Below are 17,740 nucleotides of genomic sequence, written 5' to 3'. Positions count from 1 at the left end.
CGTGCTCGACAGGATTCGACTGCCGCTGGTGCTCGGTGCGCTGGCGATGATCGGGCCGTTCTCGATCGACATGTATCTGCCGGCGCTGCCGGCGCTGGGGGCGTCGCTGAACGCCTCGCCCGGCGCGGTGCAGGGGACGCTGGCGATCTACTTCCTCGGTCTCGCCTGCGGGCAGATGATGTACGGACCGATGTCGGACCGCTTCGGGCGACGCGGACCGCTCTTCGTCGGGCTGAGCCTCTACACCGTGGCGGCGACGGCCTGCGCGCTGGCACCCGATGTGCAGACGCTGACGGTGGCGCGGCTGTTCCAGGCGCTGGGCGGCTGTTCGGGGATGGTCATCGCGCGCGCCATGGTGCGGGATGTGTCGGATGAGCGCGGCTCGGTGCGGCTGATGGCGCAGCTCATGCTGGTGATGGGCGTCGCGCCGGTCATTGCACCGATCGTCGGCGGGGCGGTGCTGCCGGTCTTCGGATGGCGCGGCATCTTCGCGCTGCTGGCGGTCTATGGCGTGACGATGCTGGCGGTGATCGCCCTGTTCCTGCCGGAATCCCTGCCCATCGAACGGCGCCGGCGGGATGGGTTCGCGGCGGTGCTGCGCGTGTGGGTCGGGCTGCTGATGGATCGGCGCTTCCTGGGCCTCGCGCTCGCGGGCGGCTTCATCAGTGGTGGGATGTTCACTTACATCAGCGGGTCGCCCTTCGTGTTCATGGAGTTGAACGGCGTGCCGCCGGGGCATTACGGCTTCTATTTCGGGGCGAATGCACTCGGCATCATGGCGATGGGGCAGATCGTGGGGCGGCTCGCGCATCGCATCCCGCCGAAGCGCATCCTGCCGGTGACGATCACGGTGCCCTTTGTCTCGGGGCTGGTGCTGCTGTTGGTGACGAAAACGGGTTTCGGTGGCTTCCCGGCAATGCTGGTGGCGCTGTTCTTCTTCGTCGCGATGATGGGCGGCGTGATGCCGCTGACGACCGCACTTGCCATGGGGCCGCATGGGGCGGTGGCAGGGAGTGCCTCGGCGTTGATGGGCACGCTGCAATTCAGCATCGGGGCCTTGTCGGGGACGGTGCTGGGCGCCTTACAGGACGGAACGGCGGTGCCGATGGCGATGGTCATCGCCGGGTGCGGCGTGGCGGGGTGGTGCTCGCGGCGGTTCCTCGCGCGATGACGATGCTGATCCGACCATGCCGCGATGCGCTGCCCGAGTATGTCGCGGCGCTGGAAGGTGGCTGGTCGCCTGCGAATGTCGCGGGTGATGCGGTGATCCGGGCGCATCTGGCGGCCATCGCGCGGGATGCGGATGCGTTCCTGGCGAGCCTGCATGACCCGGAGGCGCGCGGGGCGCCGATCACCCTGCCGGATGGGTCGACCGTGCCGCGCCTGCCGTCGTTCACGCGTTGGATCTGGGATGGGCAGTTCTGCGGCGCGATCCATTTCCGCTGGCAGAACGGAAGCGAGGATCTGCCGGCGCATGTGCTTGGGCACATTGGCTATGCGGTGGTGCCAGGGAAGCGGGGGCAGGGGCATGCGACGCGGGCCCTGGCATTGCTGCTGCCCGAGGCGCGGGCGGTCGGGCTGCGGCATGTCGAACTGACGACCGATCCCGATAATGTCGTGTCGCAGAAGGTGATTACGGCGAATGGCGGGATGCTTATGGCGCGGTTCCGAAAGGAAGCGGCCTATGGCGGGAAGGAGGGAGTACGGTTCCGTATCCCGCTGTAGCCCTGGGGCAGCCCACTCCCGTCATTGGCTGAACTGTGGTGCGCGGCGCCAAGTGACGGTTTCCAAAGGCCTTGGGCCCTTGGTGGGCGCGAAGCACTGCTTCGCGGTATGGAGAGGGGCAAAGCCCCTCTCCAACGGTGCTACTGCCGCGCCCGCTCCGCATGCTTCCCCATGGTCGCATAGGGCGCATAGGGCGGCACTGGCCCGATCGCGCGCATGTCCACCTCGACCAGGGCGGGACCGTTCGCCGCGATCGCCTGCGCGACGACCGTGCCGACCGTCTCCGCGCTCGATACGCGGAAGTAGGGCAGCCCTGCGAGGGCCGCCAACCCCTGCAACTCCGGCGTCAGCAGGTCGTGGCCGAATTGCCGGCCATCGGCGACCGCGTCCTGGATGTGGCGGATGACGCCGTAGCCCCCATCGTTCATCACCATCGTCACCAGGTCGGGCTTTTCCTGCGCGGCGGTGAAGATTTCGCACATGCCGAGCGAGAAGCCGCCATCGCCGACCATGGCCAGCGTCTTGCGTCCCTTCGCGGCGATGGAGGCGCCAAGCCCCAGCGCCAGCCCCGGCCCGATCGCCGCGCCGACCGGATAGACCGAGTTGCGCGGGTCGTAGATCGGGAAGACGCGGTTGCCCCAGGTCGAGTTCGCGATGGTGATGTCGCGCACGAAGACGCCGTCGCGCGGCAGGGCGGCGCGGATGGCGTCGGGGAAGGCCGAATAGGGGCCGAGGGTGGCGAGGTATTCCTCCCGTGCGCGGGACTTCAGCGCCGCGAAATCACCCGCGAAGCCGGCATCGACGCTGCTCCGCCCAGCCAGGCGGTCGGCGATGCCCGACATGACCAGCCCCGCATCGCCATGGATGAACAGGCTGTTGGCGTAGGTCCGGCCATCCGCCGAGGCATCGCAATCCGCATGGATCAGCGTCTTCGGCAACTTCATCGAGAAGTCGCCCGTCTCATGCCCGCGCAGCCGCGACCCGACGACGAGCATCGCATCGACCGACCCGTAGAAGTCCTGCACGCGCGGCGACCCGTTGCCGTGCAGCCCGCCAAGGGTCATCGGATGATCCTCGGGGATCGTCCCGCGCCCGTTCCACGACGACACTGCGCCGAAGCCCATCGCCATCAGCCGCAGCGCCGCGTCGCGCGCTTGCTTCGCGCCATTGCCGAGCCACAGCATCGGCCGCTTCGCGGCGGCGAGGATTTCGGCGGCGGCGTCCAACTCCGCCGGGTTGGGCGGCAGCGGCGCGGTGATGGGCAGGACCAGGGACTCCAGCCCGCCGGGCCGGGCGATCGGTGCGCGTTGCAGGTCGATCGGGATTTCCACCGAGACCGGCCCGCGCGGCGCGGACAGCGCCTCGGCCGCCGCGCGCACCAGCACGCCGAAGGCCTCGTTCGCCGAGCGCACGCGGTAGGCGGCCTTGCAGGCCGCCGCCAGCATCGCCGTCTGCCCGGGCACGTCATGCACGGACCCGACGTCACGGTCGATGAACTTCGTTGCCGTCTGCCCGGTGATGTGCAGCACGGGCGATCCGGCGAACCGGGCCTCCACCAGGCCGGGGATGGCGTTGGCCATGCCGGGACCGGTCGAGGTGAACAGCACGCCGAGATGCCCAGCCACCCGTGCATAGGCATCGGCCATGTGTGCCCCGCCCATCTCGCCGCGGCACATCACGTAACGCAGCGCATTGCGCTGCCCGATCGCGTCCAGCATCGGGATGTTGTGGACCGAGACGATGCCGAAGACGGTCGACACGCCGATCTGCGGCAGGAAATCCGCGACTAGATCGGCGACGGTATACGGGCTGGTCATGCAACGTTTCCCCTTTGCGTTGCGTTCAGTGTGGCACGTGCCGCGCGAAGCGGAAGCCCCCGGGGGCGGCGATCGGCCCGCAACGGAGGGGCGGCGCATGGCACCGCATCGCAGACAGGGAGCCAGGCCATGAGCATCTTCCAGTCGATTATGAATGGCGTCTTCGGCCGTCGCGGACAGGGCGAGCCGCATGCCGCACCGACCGGCGCGACCGGGGGTCCCGACTACGACAACGGGCCGCTTTCGGCCGCGCCGGACTCCGCGCCTGACGCCCCGGGCCACAGTTCCGTGAAGCCCGCTTCGGCAGGCGCGGCGGATCCCAATCCGCTCTCGGCAGCACCGGATTCGGCACCCGATGCCCATCGGCCGCAGGTGGACGTGGCGGCGGTGTTGAGCGGGATGGAGGCCGCGTCGGGCCAGAAGCTCGACTGGCGCCATTCGATCGTCGACCTGATGAAGCTTCTCGGCATCGACAGCAGCCTGCCGGCGCGCCGGGAACTTGCGCGCGAACTCGGCTATGCTGCGTCCACCGATGATACGGCCGCCATGAATGTCTGGCTGCATCGCCAGGTCATGCAGAAGCTCGCCGAGAATGGCGGAAGGGTCCCGCCCGACCTGATGGCGTGAAGAACGGGGGGCGTCGTCGCGCCCCCCCACCTTTGCTCAGCGCGCTCGGGCCTCGGCCAGATGGTCGAAGCGACGAGTATAGGTGCCGAGGCCCATGGTCTGCGACCGCAGCTCGATGATGAGGTCGTGCAGCTCCGCTTCGGGCACCAGTGCCTGAACCTCGTCCCAGCCGGGCCAATCGGGCTTCTCGGCGTAGCCGAGGATCTGCCCACGGCGCCCGGTCAGCAGCCGCTGTGCCGCGGCGGTCGAATCCTGCGGTACCAGCACCGTGACCTGGTCCACCGGTTCCAGCATGACGGGCTCCGCCTTGGCCAGCGCCTCCTGCATCGCCATGCGCGTCGCGGTCGCGAAGGCCATGTCGGACGAATCGACCGAATGGAAGGCGCCGTCCAGCAGGGTCACCGCGATGTCCACCACCGGGTTGCCGAGCGGGCCCTTGCGCGATGCCTCCTCCGCCGCATCGCCCACGGCCGGGATGTATTTGCGGGGAATGGCGCCGCCGACGATGCGGTCCTCGAAGGCGAAGCCCTCGCCGCGGGGGCGGGGCGAGACCTCGAGCGTCACATCCGCGAACTGCCCGTGTCCGCCGGTCTGTCGGCGATGCCGCGCATGGTGACGCGCCGCCTGGCGGATGGTCTCGCGGAAGGCGATGCGCGGATGGGCCGTGGTCACGCGCAGGCCATGCGCCTCGGCCAGCCGCGCCACGGCGTGGCCGAGATGCATCTCGCCCTGACCGGCGAGCAGGATCTGCCCGTTCTCGGCGTCGTGCCGGACGAAGACGGCAGGGTCCTCCTCGGCGAGGCGCTGCAGCGCGCCGGACAGGCGAACATCGTCCTTGCGGTCCTCGGTGGCGATGGCGACGGCGAAGACCGGCGCCGGCGGCGCAGGGAAGGGCAAGGTGGGGACATTGCCCGACGGTGACAGCGTCGCCCCCGTCGGCAGCGGGTCGAGCCGACCGAGGGCCACCACCTCGCCGGGGCCAGCCTCGCCGGCGCGCGCCGCCTCGGCCGCCGGATAGCGGGTGATGCCGCCGATCCGCGCCCCGTTGACCGTCGCACCATCCTTTAACGTCCCGCGCCAGATCCGCGCAAAGCTCAGCTTGCCGCCCTGGCCGGCATGGAAGGTGCGAAAGACCTGGGCGATCGCCTCGCCTTCCGGCGCGATGCCGCGGCGTGAAGCGGTCACCTCGGCCGCGGGCGTGTCGTGGCGCAGCGCCTTCCACAGGCGCATCACGCCGTGGCGACGCTCTGCCGCGCCGATCAGCACGGGGTCGAGGCGGCCGGCCGCGACATCCGCATGCAGCGGGCGGTAGAGGTCCTCGGGCGTCGGGATCGTGTCCTCGACCACCTTCTCGAGCAGCGTGTCGTCGTGGTCGGCGAGCGTCTCGGCGAGGGCCGCGCGCGCCTCCTCCTCTCGCGGCAGGATCGAATCGGGGATGCGGATCAGCTCCGAGGCCTCGCCCGGCCGCCAGCGATACGCCCGCGTGCTGACAAGATCGACATAGCCGGTGACCGTGCCGCCGTCGCGGATCGGCACCTGGCGCAGCACCAGCGGGCGGCGCGAATGGGCCTGCAGCGCCGCGATAGTGTCGCGGATGCGACCCTCGCCCAGCGAATCCGTCTTGTTGACGAAGACCATGGCCGGCAGCCCGGCCGCCTCCAGCGCATGGAAGGTGGGGGCGAGGGCGGCGGCGCGCGCCGGGTCCGGTTCGCAGACCACCAGTGCGAGGTCGGCGATGGCGAGTGCCGCCGCGGCTTCCTGGACGAATTCGACCGAGCCCGGGCAGTCGAGCAGCGCCCAGGGCTGATTCATGAAATTGCAATGACCGAGTCGCGTCTCGGTGCCCATGGGCCGTTGGCGCCCTTCGGCGCGACGCGGCGGGGGGCTGCCGGCGGCAGCGAGCAGCGCGTCGAACAGTGTCGACTTTCCACTGCCTTGGGGGCCGATCAGGGCGATGGCGCGAGGCCAGGCCCCGTCGGGCGTTCTCGACGCTGGGGCGGTATCCTGTGGGGTGGCGGGCATGGCGACGATGTCTCCTCCTGTGCCCGGCCGTTGACCGGCCGTGTGCAACGGCGGCCCGGCGGGAGGGGCCGCCATGGCGGAGACTAGACCGGGCGCGGCCGGATGCGGCGAATTTCGTGGCTCGGAGGGATCAGCCGCCGTGGAGACACGGTGTGGCGCGGCCGCCACACTGCTCTGGCGATGTTGAGCCCGGGATGAGGTTCCCGCCGCAAGCGCCGAGAAGTTGTGTTTTAGTGCGTCAGAACCCCTGAAGGGGGGCGCCATGAGCACCGGCGGTGTCGGTGCGGATCGGATGCGAGGAATGACGATGAGCTTCAGGAAGACGCTTCTTGCCGCGACGCTGCTGTCGCTGCCGATGGCCGCGACCGCGAACGCGCAGAGCTGGGATCCGCGGGTGCAGGGCATCTACATCGGTGCCGGCCTCGGGACCAACTATCTCGACACCGCCGATGGCGACCGCACCTCGATCTCCTTCGAGTGGGGCTGGGCCGGCGTTCTCTCGGTCGGCTACGGCTTCGGCAACGGCCTGCGCCTCGAACTCGAGGGCAACTACCGCAACAACGACGTCGACACCATCAAGGTGAACGGCGTGAACACGCCGCGCGCCGGTGGCACCGCCACCACCTGGGGCCTGATGGTCAACGCGCTGTATGACTTCAACCTCGGCCCGGTGCTCCCCTATGTCGGCGTCGGCGCCGGCTATGCCTGGCACGACTACGACAGCGTCGGCTTCCGCCAGAACTCGGGCGGCAACTCCGGCACGGTGAATGTCGGCGGCACCAACGGCGCCTTCGCCTACCAGGCGATCCTCGGTCTCGCCTTCCCGATCCAGGCCGTTCCGGGCCTGGCGCTGACCGCCGAAGGCCGCTTCTTCGGCACGGCGAACGAGGACATCGACGGCCGCGCCAACGGCAACTTCTCGGTCAACGGGCAGGCCTACAACGCTCGTGAATCGGTGAAGTTCCCGGCTGACAACTACAACTGGTCGCTGCTGTTCGGCGTCCGCTACAACTTCGGCCGCACCGCCGCCCCGGTGGCCGCGCCCGTGGTTGCCCCGCCGCCGGCCCGCACCTTCCTGGTGTTCTTCGACTGGAACCGCGACAACCTGACCGACCGCGCCCGCCAGATCATCGCGGAAGCGGCGCAGGCCTCGCGCACCCAGCAGGTCACCCGCCTCGAGGTCAACGGCTACACCGACACCTCGGGTTCGGCGCAGTACAACATGGGCCTGTCGATCCGCCGCGCGAACAACGTGGCTGCCGAGCTGGTTCGCCTGGGCATCCCCCGCAACCAGATCGTCGCCCGCGGCTTCGGCGAGACCAACCTGCTGGTCCCGACCCCGGACAACACCCGCGAGCCGCAGAACCGCCGCGTGGAAATCATCCTCCGCTGATCACCGCATCAGCGTCGGAGACCGGAAGGGGGCGCCGCAAGGCGCCCCTTTCTGCGTTCAGGGGGCAGGCAGGGCAGGGAGGCCTGTGGTGCGCAGCGCGCCACCCAGGCGCATTGCGGCGCCGATGATGTGGCCTGCGGCGCGGAAGGCCTCCGCCCGCGCCAGGCCGGCATCGAGGGCCTGTGCCACTTCCGTCGCCGACAGGGTGCCGACATCGACTGTGACCAGGTGCTCGCCGAGGTCGCTGTCGGGATCGCGGGAGACGGCGGTTGCGCGGCGCACGGCCGGGCTGTCGCAATCCACCGCATTGGCGATCAGCGTCGCGGCGGCATCGGCCATTGCGGCATCCCGCGCCAGCACCGTCACCGCATCCGCGATGCCCAGCGAGAAGGAGCGGCCATGCCGCCCCGACGTCGCCACGCCGCCAATGCCGCTGTCGCCGGTGATAAGCAGCGCACCCTGCAGGGCAAGCCGCAGCGGATCGTCGGCCAGGCCAATGGCGATGCTCTGTCCTGCCGCGACGCGTACGGCGATATCCCCACCATTATTGACATAGGCGCGATCCAGCGGCGCGGCCCGAAGCATCGCGGCCAGCAACGCATCGGCCACGGCGCCCGCCACCGCGGCCATGGGCGTCAGGAAGACCGGAGCGAAGGGCGCGCAGGCGGCGACCATGCGCCGCGCGATCGGATGCGCGACCTGTGGCGCCTCCGCCATCGGCCGGCGGAGCTCGGCCAGCTCCGCCGCCAGCCCGGGAAGGATGCCCGGGAACACGGCAATGGCAGCGGACTCGGCCGCGCGGACCGCATCCGGGGTGCCCCAGGCCCGCAGGACTACGTCAATGGGGCCATGCGACAGGTGCAGCCGATCGCCGGCCAGCCGCTGCACCGAACTCACGACGCCCACGCCTTCCGCCGGGAATGGCCGGCGCCAGGCATCGGCCTCTGTCCAGTGGCCAGGATGCCGTTGTTGCCGCGGTCCGCGACGCTCTGCCCCTCCAGGCCACCCCGCCCAGGTTCCCATCGACGGCGCATTGCAGCCTCGATGGCCCTCCCGGATCCTGGCCATCCTGGGCTTCGGTCGTCTGATACCGGGCGCACCAACAGCCCTTCGTGCACAGGAGCGGGCCCCGGTATGTTGCTTCCCGTGGCGCAGGGCGCCAGATCGAGGTTTGCAAAGGCCATTCGGCCTTTGTCGGGGTGAGCCCGAGAGAGGCAAAGCCCCTCTCGGTTCCGTAGCGGAAGCATCAAGGTCATCCGGAGCTCCCGCAGCCTTCGGTCTGGCGAGGTTCTGGGAGGGGTGGCGCGCCGCCCTCCGGCATTACCGTCCGAACGGCCAGGTGTTCCCCGGGTGCCATGTTTCGACCCGTAGATCCGCGCCGAGACCCCGCAATACATCCTCGACCGGCGTCACTTCTGTCATGTGCCCGCCGAGCCGCTCGTACAGCGCCCTTGGCAGAGTGAATTCGATCGGTGCGACCACGGCGGGCGTCGGCACATGCCCGAAGGCGTGCTTCGGCATGCGCAGTACGTCGGCCATCACGGTGATGCCTCCGCCGGGCCACAGATAGACCGGCGCACCGCCCATGGTGACCCGTGTCTCTCCCCGCGCGACCGAACGCGTCAGCAGTACCGGGTTTTCTGTCACACCCGCGCGCAGCGATCCCCCGGCGCCGGCCATGAAGACCACCGAACACAGCGACGGCTCGCAATTCTCCCCGATGCGATCGACCACCATGCGCACGGCGGCCGGCATCTCGGCCTCGACGGGCCGCAGCGCCTCGTCCAGCACGCAATACAGCGCGTGATCGCCGGTGGTGCTGGTCATCAGCAGCCGGAGCCCGGGCCATGCCATCCTGGGGTCGATGCTCTCGATGATCTCGAGCGGATCTGTGATGTCCGTCCCGCCCCAGCCGAGGCCCGGCTGCGCCACCTGGAAATACCGCCCCGGCGTCGACCGCCGCCCGCGCACGCGGATGCCTGTCGGCTTCATGGCCAGCACCTTGCCGGCCTGGTGTTCCGACAGCACGCCTGTGATGTGGTCGTCGACCACGATCACCTCATCCACATGCCCCAGCCATTGCTGCGCGAAGATGCCGACCGTCGCGCTGCCGCAGCCTACGCGCATGCGGAGTTCCGGCACGCCATCGACGATCGGCGCCGCGCCGGCCTGCACGACAACGGCGTGGCCACCATCTATGGTCATCTCCACCGCCTCGGCATCGCAGAGCTTCAACAGCGTCTCGCAGGTCACGACGCCTTCCTTCTTCGACCCGCCGGTCAGATGCCGGACGCCGCCGATGGACAGCATCTGCGACCCGTATTCGGCGGTCGTGACATGGCCGACCTGCTCGCCCTTCACCCGCACCGGCGCAGCCTCGGGGCCCAGATGGCGGTCGGTGTCGATCTTCACCTTCACGCCGCAATAGCTGAACATGCCCTCCGTCACGACGGTGACGGTGTCCACGCCGTCATGCTGCGCACCGACGATGAAGGGCGCGGGCTTGTAGTCGGGATAGGTGGTTCCGGACCCCACGCCGGTGACGAAGACGCGCGACGGGTCGATCAGCGTGCCGTCCCACTCCGCCTGCGCGAAGGGCACCAAAGGCTGGTTGCCCTCAACAGCATGCATCAGGGCGAGCGCGGGATCGGTGCGGACCAGCACGCCATTGTCGTTGGCATAGCGCGAACACGCGCCGGACCGGCCGGGGCGGATGCGGCAGAGGACAGGACAGGCATCGCAGCGGATGATGCCGTCACCCTCGGCGGCGCCGAACTTTTCGCTGCGGGCGGTGCGATTGGTCATGGCAGCGAAGGGCGGGGGAGTGAACTCCCCCGGACCCCCTCCTTCTTTTGTCTGTCACCAGGGAGCATCAGGCGCATCAGGCGGCGACCCCCCGACGGAGGGCGGAGGTGGCGGCGATATCGACGCTTCCATCGGCGGCGATTGCCACGCCCCACAATGCCGACGCCTGCTGCGCCGTGTAGTAGCCGCGGCGCACGTCACGGGCGACCAGCGCGGGATCGCGTGCGAAGGGATCGCCATAGCCGCCACCGCCGGGCGTCATCACCTCCACGCGGTCGCCGGGCGACAATGCAATGCCCTGGTCCTTCGACAGATGCGGCGGAATGGTCGTCTCGCCGCTCCGATGGATGCGCACCACATTGGGTGCGCCATCGCCGCCTCCGAGCACGCCAGGTGGGCCAAAGCGGCCATGGTCCATGACGAAGGACGCCCGCGCCTCGCCACGCAGCAGCTCGACCTCGTAATGCACGCCGAAACCGCCGCGATGCGCGCCGGCGCCGCCCGACCCCTCGCGCAGCGCGAAGCGCGTGAACAGCACGGGGTAATATTGCTCCATCACCTCGACCGGCGCGGTCTTGCTGATGCCGATGGTCGAGCATCCATTGGACAGCCCGTCCTCACCCGCATTGCCGCCATACCCACCGCCGGTGATCTGATACATCACATATCCGGCGCCACGCGCGGGATCGAACCCACCCAGCGCGAAGTTCCCGGACGTCCCCGCCGGAGCCGCCGTCACCTCATCCGGCAGCGCCTGCACCAGGCACAGGAACACGGCCTCCGCGATGCGCTGGCTGACTTCCGCCGCGCAGCCCGAAACCGGCCGCGGATACCGCGCATCGAGGAAGGTGCCTTCCGGCCGGATGATCTCCAGCGGCGCGAAGGTCCCGGCATTGATCGGTACGTCGGGGAAGATGTGCTTCACGCCCAGGCACACGGCCGAATAGGTCGTGGCCCACACCGAATTCATCGGCCCCGCGCAGGGCTTGGACGATCCCGTGAAGTCGAAGGTCAGCGTATCGCCGCGCCGCGTGACGGCGAGCGCGATGCGCAGCGGCTCGTTCACCACGCCATCCGAATCGACGAAGGCCTCGGCCCGCCAGGTCGCTTCGGGCATGCGGCGGATTTCGGCGCGCATACGCTCGGTGGCGCGGTCGCGGATCAGAGCGATCGCCTCACGCAGCGTGTCCGCGCCATAGCGATCCACGATCTCGGTGAGGCGCCGTTCGCCCACCAGCAGGGCGGCGGCCTGTGCCTTGATGTCGCCGATGCGCTGTTCGGCGACGCGGATGTTGGACTGGATGATGGACAGGATCTCGCGATCCATCTCCCCGCGCTTGAACAGCTTCACCGGGGGCAGGCGCAGACCTTCCTGCTCGACCTCGGTCGCATGCGCGCTGAAGCCGCCCGGCACCATACCGCCCGTGTCGGGCCAGTGGCCGGTGTTCTGCAGCCAGCAGAACAACTGGCCGTCCACGAAGAAGGGGCGGGCGAAGCGCACATCCATCAGATGCGTCCCGCCCAGATAGGGGTCGTTGACGATGTAGATGTCGCCCGGTTCCGGCGCGGCGACCGCACCTTCGCCGATCAGCCGGATCAGGTGGCCGGCCGAATGCTGCATGGCCCCGACGAAGACCGGCAACCCGCCCTCGCCCTGGGCGATCAGCGCACCATCCTCGGCGGCATAGATGCCGTCGGAGCGGTCATCCGCCTCCGCGATCACCGGCGAGAAGGCTGAGCGTGTGAAGGCCAGGTCCATCTCGTTGCAGACCTGCTGCAACCCGGCCTGGATGACGGCGAGGGTAAGAGCATCCATCAGGCGCAAAGGTCGGGGGAGAGAACTCCCCCGAACCCCCTCCTTTTTTTGGTCACTTGGCGCAGCCCCCCGCCGTCAGTCCCCAACGGCCAAAAAACGGAGGGGGATTTGGGGGAGGTGTTCCTCCCCCGTCTTTCTTCCGTCATGCCCGCACCCTCAGATTGCCGAGCGCATCGACGCTGGCCTTGCTGCCTGGCTCCAGGATGATCGTCGCATCCGCCTGTTGCAGCACGGCGGGCCCTGAGATTCGCGAGTCGACCGCCAACGCCTCGCGTCGCCAGATCGTCGCCTCATGCCAACTGCCCTCCGCGTAGAGACGCCGCGTGCCGAGCCGCGCCTCTCCCGTGCCGCCGGCCGCCAGCGCGCGCATATCGAATGTCTTGCGCCGTCCGATCACGCTGGTGGTCAGGTTCACCAGCACGGCGCGGATTTCCGGCAGGCTGACGTGGAAGCGCGCGTAATAGGCTTCCTCGAAGGCCGCCTGTACTTGGCCGCGCGACGGCGTGGCGGAGTCGAGCGCCACGCGGATCAGATGCGTCTGGCCGCGGAACTGCATTTCGGCGACGCGCTGGACTTCGATGCGTTCGACCTCGGCGCCGCCGGCGGCGACCCCGGACCGGCCGCGCGATTCCTGTGCGGCCAGCACTTCGGCGATCTCGGCCTCGGCGATGTCATCCAGCCCGCGGTTCAGCGTGTTCACCACGTCCTGTCGCAGATCGGCGACCAGGCAGCCGAGCGCGTTGGTCAGGCCCGGGCGGAAGGGGACGAAGACTTCCGGGATGCCGATCTCCCGCGCCAACGCCACGGCGTGCAGCGGCCCGGCGCCGCCGAAGGCGAACAGCGCGAAGTCGCGCGGGTCGTGGCCGCGGGACAGCGACACCATCCGGATCGCGCCCGCCATCAGTACATTGGCCAAGCGGATCACGGCCTCCGCGGCCTGTTCCGGCGTCATGCCGAGCGGGTCGCCGATATCACGGGCAAAGGCGTCGCGGACTTCCTCGACCGTCACGCGCCGGCCGGTGGCGAGCAGCGCATCGGGGTCTAGCCGCCCCAGCACGAGGTTCGCGTCCGTCACGGTCGGCCGCGTGCCGCCGCGCCCGTAGCAGATCGGGCCGGGGGTGGAGCCCGCGCTTTCCGGCCCCACGCGCAGCATGCCGCCGCGATCGATCCAGGCGATGGACCCGCCACCCGCGCCCACGGTGCGCACATCGACCATGGGCAGATGGATCGGCAGGCCATAGGCGATCGACAATTCCGCCGAGACTTCCGGCACGCCGCCCGCGATCAGCGCGACATCGGTCGAGGTCCCGCCCATGTCGCAGGTGATGGCGTTGCGCACGCCTGCCTGGGTCAAGGTGGCGGCGGCCGCCATGACGCCGGAGGCCGGGCCGGACATCACCGTCTTCGCCGCTTCCGCCGCGACCGCGCGGGCCGGCACGGTGCCGCCATTGCCGTTCATCACCAACAGGTCGCGCGCATGGCCGGCCTCGGCCAGGCGGTCCTGCAGATGGCGGATGTAGCGGTCGAGCACCGGCTGCACCGCGGCGTTCACCGATGCCGTGGTGCCGCGTTCGTATTCGCGGAATTCCGACAGCAGCGCGTGGCCCAGCGTGACGTAGCCATTGGGCCAGATGGCGCGCGCGATCTCTCCGGCGCGGCGTTCATGCGCGGGGTTCGCATAGGCGTGCAGGAAATGGATGACGAGCGCCTCGCAGCCCTCGCCGATCAGCGCGCGGACCTCGCGTTCGACGGCGGCCTCGTCCAGCGGCGTGACGACGGCGCCGCGCGCATCCATGCGTTCGGCGACTTCGCGGCGCCATTCGCGCGGGATCAGCGGCTCGAAGCTGCCGGTCATGCCATAGGCGCGCGGGCGGGTGCGGCGACCCAGCTCCAGCACGTCGCGGAACCCCGCCGTGGTGATCAGCCCGACCTTGGCCAGCTTGCGTTCCAGCACGGCATTCGTTGTCGCCGTCGTGCCATGCACGATCAGGTCGAGCGCCGCCGGCGTCGTTCCCGCCGCCTCGATCGCGCCCAGCACGCCGCCAGCCTGGTTCGCGGTCGTGGTCGGCACCTTGGCGATGCGGATCGAGCCGTCGGCCTCCTGCATCACCAGATCGGTGAAGGTGCCGCCCACATCGATGCCGGCAATGCGTCGCGTCATGCGTGTCAGACCGTCAGATAGGTGCGGCGGACATCCTCATCCGCCTCAAGCGTCGCGATCGGGCCTTCCCACCGCACCTGGCCCTTTTCCAGGATCAGCGCGCGGTCGGCGACGGCCGCGGCGAAGTCCAGATCCTGTTCCGAGACCAGCACGGCGATGCCTTCCGCCTTCATGCGCAGCACCGCCTCGGCCATCTGCTCGACGATCACGGGGGCCAGGCCCTCGGAGGGTTCGTCCAGCAGCACGGCTTCCGGATTGCCCATCAGGGTGCGCGCGATGGTCAGCATCTGCTGCTCCCCGCCCGACATGGCGGAGGCCCGACGATGCCGCATTTCCGCGAGGTTGGGGAAGATTTCGAACAATCGTTCCGCGGTCCAGGCGGCACGGCCCGCGGGTGCGGCGCGCCGCCCGACTTCCAGATTCTCCATCACCGACAAGTCGGTGAAGATGCGCCGGTCCTCGGGCACATAGCCCAGGCCAAGCCGCGCGATGCGATACGGCGCCAACCCCGCGATGTCCTGCCCCGCGAAGCGCACCGACCCGGCGCGCGGCGTCAGCAGCCCCATGATGGCCTTCATGGTGGTGGATTTGCCCGCGCCGTTGCGGCCCATCAGGGCGGCGACCTCGCCGCGGTCGAGATGCAGGGCCACGCCGAACAGCACCTCGGCCGGGCCATAGCCGGCGGACAGGCCGGAGACCTCCAGCACGCGCTCAGCCATGCGCACGCCTCGCGCGCTGCGCCGCCTTCGTCCCGGCGTGGCCGAGATAGACGCGCTGTACTTCCGGATCGTTGCGCACCTCCTCGGGCGTGCCGCGGGCGATGATCTCCCCGCGCACCAGCACCAGGATGCGATCGGCATGGGCGAAGACGGCATCCATGTCGTGCTCGGTGAACAGCACGCCGATGCGCTGCTCCCGCGCGATGCCGGCGACCAGGGCCATCAGCGCCGCGCGCTCGGACGGCGCCATGCCGGCGGTGGGTTCGTCCATCAGCAGCAGGCGAGGGGCGGCCGCGAGCGCGATCGCCAGCTCGACCCGCTTCACGTCGCCATAGGCGAGCTCGCCGATCGGGCGTTCAGCCTGCGCGGCCATGCCGACGCGGTCGAGCAGCGTCAGCGCCTCGGCACGGTGCATGGCCATGGCATCGCCCAGCAGCTTCCGCGTCTGCCCATGATGGGCGATCAGCGCCATCTGGACATTGCCGATGACGGTGAAGGACAGGAAGGTCTGCGCCACCTGGAAGGTGCGACCCACGCCCATGCGGCAGACCGTGCGCGGCGGCATGCCGGTGACGTCGCGACCTTCGAGCATGACGCGCCCGCCATCGGGACGAAGCTGCCCGCCCACCATGTTGAAGGTGGTCGACTTCCCCGCCCCGTTGGGGCCGATGATGGCGAGCATCTCGCCCGCGTCCAGCGCGAAGGACACATCCTTCGCGGCCAGCACGCCGCCGAAGCGCTTCACCAGGCCCTCGGCTGCCAGCAGCGTCATGCCGCGCGCCTCCGCAGCCCGGCCAGGCCGCGCGGGAAGGCCAGCACCATGGCGATGATCGCAAGGCCCAGCAGCAGCCGCCAATGGTCGGTCAACGGCATCAGCTGGTCCTTCACCGCGTGGAAGGCCGCCGCGCCGGCCAGGGGACCGAACACCGACTGGATGCCGCCCAGCAGGATCATCGACAGGAAATCGACCGACAGCGGGATGGACAGCAGCGTCGGATCGATCGAGCCCTTGGAGAAGGCATAGAGCCCACCCGCCAGCCCCGCCGCCGCGCCGGCCAGGATGAATCCCAGCCAGCGATGGGTGCGCACATCGATGCCGATGGCGTCCGCCCGTGCGGCCGAATCCCGCGCCGCGCGCAGCGTCGCGCCAAAGGGCGCGCGGATCACCCGGGTGAGGAACAGGATGGCGGCAATCGACAGCGCGGCGGTGAGGTACAGGTACACCTCCCGCGATGCCGCCCAGCGGGAGGGCCAGACGCCGACGATCCCGTTGTCGCCGCCGGTCACCTCGACCCATTGGAACACGACGGCATAGGCGATCTGCGCGAAGGCCATGGTCAGCATGGCCAGGTAGATGCCCGACAGCCGCACCACGAAGAAGCCGAACAGCGCCGCCGCGGCACCCCCGGCGATGGGCGCGGCCAGCAGCGCGGGTTCCATCGAAAGCCCCGCCTTGGTCACCAGCATCCCCGCGCCATAGGCGCCGAGCCCGAAATAGGCGGCATGGCCAAAGGAGACGATGCCGCCATTGCCGACCAGGAAGTTCAGCGAGAAGGCGGCCAGGGCGAAGATCAGCACCTCGGTCCCCACCTTCACCGAGTAGTCGTCCAGCAGCGGCAAGGCGAGCAGGGCGAGCACCGCCACGCCCGCCAGGACCTTGCCGAACCGATCCAGCGGGCGCGGGTCGAGGATGCCTTCCGGCAGCACGGCCCGGCCGCTCGCCACATCCGGCTTGCCCAGCAGCCCCCAGGGCTTGACCACCAGCACCACCGCCATCAACAGGAAGGCCAGCACCAGCGTGATCTTGGGGAAGACCAGCACGCCAAAGGCCTGCAGCAGCCCGATCAGCAGCGCTGCCAGGAAGGCTCCCGGCACCGACCCCATGCCGCCGATGACGGTGACGACGAAGGCCTCGGTGATGACGGACAGGTCCATATGGGCGTTGGCGGAGACACGCGGGATCTGGAGCGCGCCGCCCAGCCCCGCCAGCGCCGCGCCGAGGAACAGGGTGCCGGTGAACAGCATCGCCTGGTTCACGCCCAAGGCACCCACCATCTCCCGGTCCTGCGTCGCCGCGCGGATCAGCACGCCGAAGCGCGTGCGGTGCATCAGCAGCCACAGCAGCGCCAGCACCGCCGGCCCGACGAAGATCAGGAACAGCTCGTAGGCCGGGAAACGCTGGTCGAGGATATAGACGCCGTGCCGCAGCCCCGGCGCGCGCGGCCCGGCGATATCCACCGGCCCCCAGGCCAGCAGCACCAGGTCCTGCACGATCAGCACCACCCCGAAGGTGGCGAGAAGCTGGAACAGCTCCGGCACCTTGTAGATCCGGCGCAGCAGCAGGACCTCCATCACCACGCCGAGCATCCCGACCACCAGCGCCGAAGCGATCACGCCGGCGAAGAACAGCGTCGGCGAGCGGTCGAATTCCAGCAGCCAGGGCACGATCGTCACCGCCGCATAGGCCCCCAGCATGTAGAAGGACCCATGCGCGAAGTTCACGATGCGCGTGACGCCGAAGACGATCGTCAGGCCCGAGGCGATGACGAACAGGGACGATGCGCTGGCCAGGCCGGACAGGGCCTGGATGAGAACGAAATCCAGTTCCATCGTCACCCGATCGGATCAGCGGCGGTGCCGGGCATGAATCAGGCT

At 69.6% G+C, this 17,740-nt stretch carries 13 protein-coding genes; 4 read left to right on the top strand and 9 right to left on the bottom strand.

What is annotated here, in order from left to right; genetic code table 11:
• Position 1 precedes the first annotated feature (1 nt).
• Entirely contained in the window at positions 2–1,171 is a 1,170-nt protein-coding gene (locus KPL78_RS25555) for a Bcr/CflA family multidrug efflux MFS transporter (RefSeq protein ID WP_369412856.1), read from the top strand.
• Entirely contained in the window at positions 1,168–1,725 is a 558-nt protein-coding gene (locus KPL78_RS25550) for a GNAT family N-acetyltransferase (protein WP_219765802.1), read from the top strand. The genes KPL78_RS25555 and KPL78_RS25550 overlap by 4 nt, the downstream gene beginning before the upstream one ends.
• Positions 1,726–1,865: 140 nt before the next feature.
• On the opposite strand, the gene KPL78_RS25545 is transcribed toward KPL78_RS25550, so the two are convergent.
• Positions 1,866–3,542 (bottom strand): thiamine pyrophosphate-binding protein, encoded by a 1,677-nt coding sequence (locus KPL78_RS25545; protein ID WP_219765801.1) that lies wholly within the window; start codon positions 3,540–3,542, stop codon positions 1,866–1,868.
• A gap of 129 nt (positions 3,543–3,671) precedes the next feature.
• Here KPL78_RS25545 and KPL78_RS25540 point away from each other — a divergent pair, with 129 nt between their 5' ends.
• Positions 3,672–4,169 (top strand): DUF3597 domain-containing protein, encoded by a 498-nt coding sequence (locus KPL78_RS25540; protein ID WP_219765800.1) that lies wholly within the window; start codon positions 3,672–3,674, stop codon positions 4,167–4,169.
• A gap of 36 nt (positions 4,170–4,205) precedes the next feature.
• Here KPL78_RS25540 and KPL78_RS25535 read toward each other — a convergent pair whose 3' ends face one another.
• Entirely contained in the window at positions 4,206–6,191 is a 1,986-nt protein-coding gene (locus tag KPL78_RS25535) for an elongation factor G (RefSeq protein ID WP_219765799.1), read from the bottom strand.
• Between the two features lie 307 nt (positions 6,192–6,498).
• Here KPL78_RS25535 and KPL78_RS25530 point away from each other — a divergent pair, with 307 nt between their 5' ends.
• Entirely contained in the window at positions 6,499–7,584 is a 1,086-nt protein-coding gene (locus KPL78_RS25530; protein WP_219765798.1) for an OmpA family protein, read from the top strand.
• A gap of 57 nt (positions 7,585–7,641) precedes the next feature.
• Here KPL78_RS25530 and KPL78_RS25525 read toward each other — a convergent pair whose 3' ends face one another.
• The 7 genes from KPL78_RS25525 to KPL78_RS25495 form a co-directional block, all read right to left on the bottom strand.
• Positions 7,642–8,481: a UPF0280 family protein gene (locus KPL78_RS25525; protein WP_369412855.1), complete on the bottom strand. Its 840-nt coding sequence runs from the start codon at positions 8,479–8,481 to the stop codon at positions 7,642–7,644.
• A gap of 423 nt (positions 8,482–8,904) precedes the next feature.
• Positions 8,905–10,389: a 6-hydroxynicotinate reductase gene (locus KPL78_RS25520; protein ID WP_219765796.1), complete on the bottom strand. Its 1,485-nt coding sequence runs from the start codon at positions 10,387–10,389 to the stop codon at positions 8,905–8,907.
• Between the two features lie 76 nt (positions 10,390–10,465).
• Positions 10,466–12,205 carry a hydantoinase B/oxoprolinase family protein gene (locus tag KPL78_RS25515; protein ID WP_219765795.1) on the bottom strand — a complete coding sequence of 580 codons (1,740 nt, stop codon included), beginning with the start codon at positions 12,203–12,205 and terminating at the stop codon, positions 10,466–10,468.
• Between the two features lie 142 nt (positions 12,206–12,347).
• On the bottom strand, positions 12,348–14,366 hold the full coding sequence (locus KPL78_RS25510) for a hydantoinase/oxoprolinase family protein (protein ID WP_219765794.1): 2,019 nt from the start codon (positions 14,364–14,366) through the stop codon (positions 12,348–12,350).
• Between the two features lie 5 nt (positions 14,367–14,371).
• Positions 14,372–15,085: an ABC transporter ATP-binding protein gene (locus tag KPL78_RS25505; RefSeq protein ID WP_219765793.1), complete on the bottom strand. Its 714-nt coding sequence runs from the start codon at positions 15,083–15,085 to the stop codon at positions 14,372–14,374.
• The gene (locus KPL78_RS25500; protein ID WP_219765792.1) at positions 15,078–15,857 is read right to left on the bottom strand and encodes an ABC transporter ATP-binding protein; all 780 of its coding nucleotides are present in this window, start codon (positions 15,855–15,857) and stop codon (positions 15,078–15,080) included. The genes KPL78_RS25505 and KPL78_RS25500 overlap by 8 nt, the downstream gene beginning before the upstream one ends.
• Positions 15,854–17,695, bottom strand: coding sequence for an ABC transporter permease (locus tag KPL78_RS25495; protein WP_255569454.1), 1,842 nt, complete (start codon positions 17,693–17,695; stop codon positions 15,854–15,856). Before KPL78_RS25495 ends, KPL78_RS25500 begins: the two co-directional genes overlap by 4 nt.
• Positions 17,696–17,740: the final 45 nt, after the last annotated feature.

Source organism: Roseomonas alba (assembly GCF_019430885.1).
Lineage (GTDB): Bacteria > Pseudomonadota > Alphaproteobacteria > Acetobacterales > Acetobacteraceae > Neoroseomonas > Neoroseomonas alba.
The sequence above is the reverse complement of the archived record's forward strand: the minus strand, read 5'-3'. Positions and strand labels throughout refer to the sequence as shown.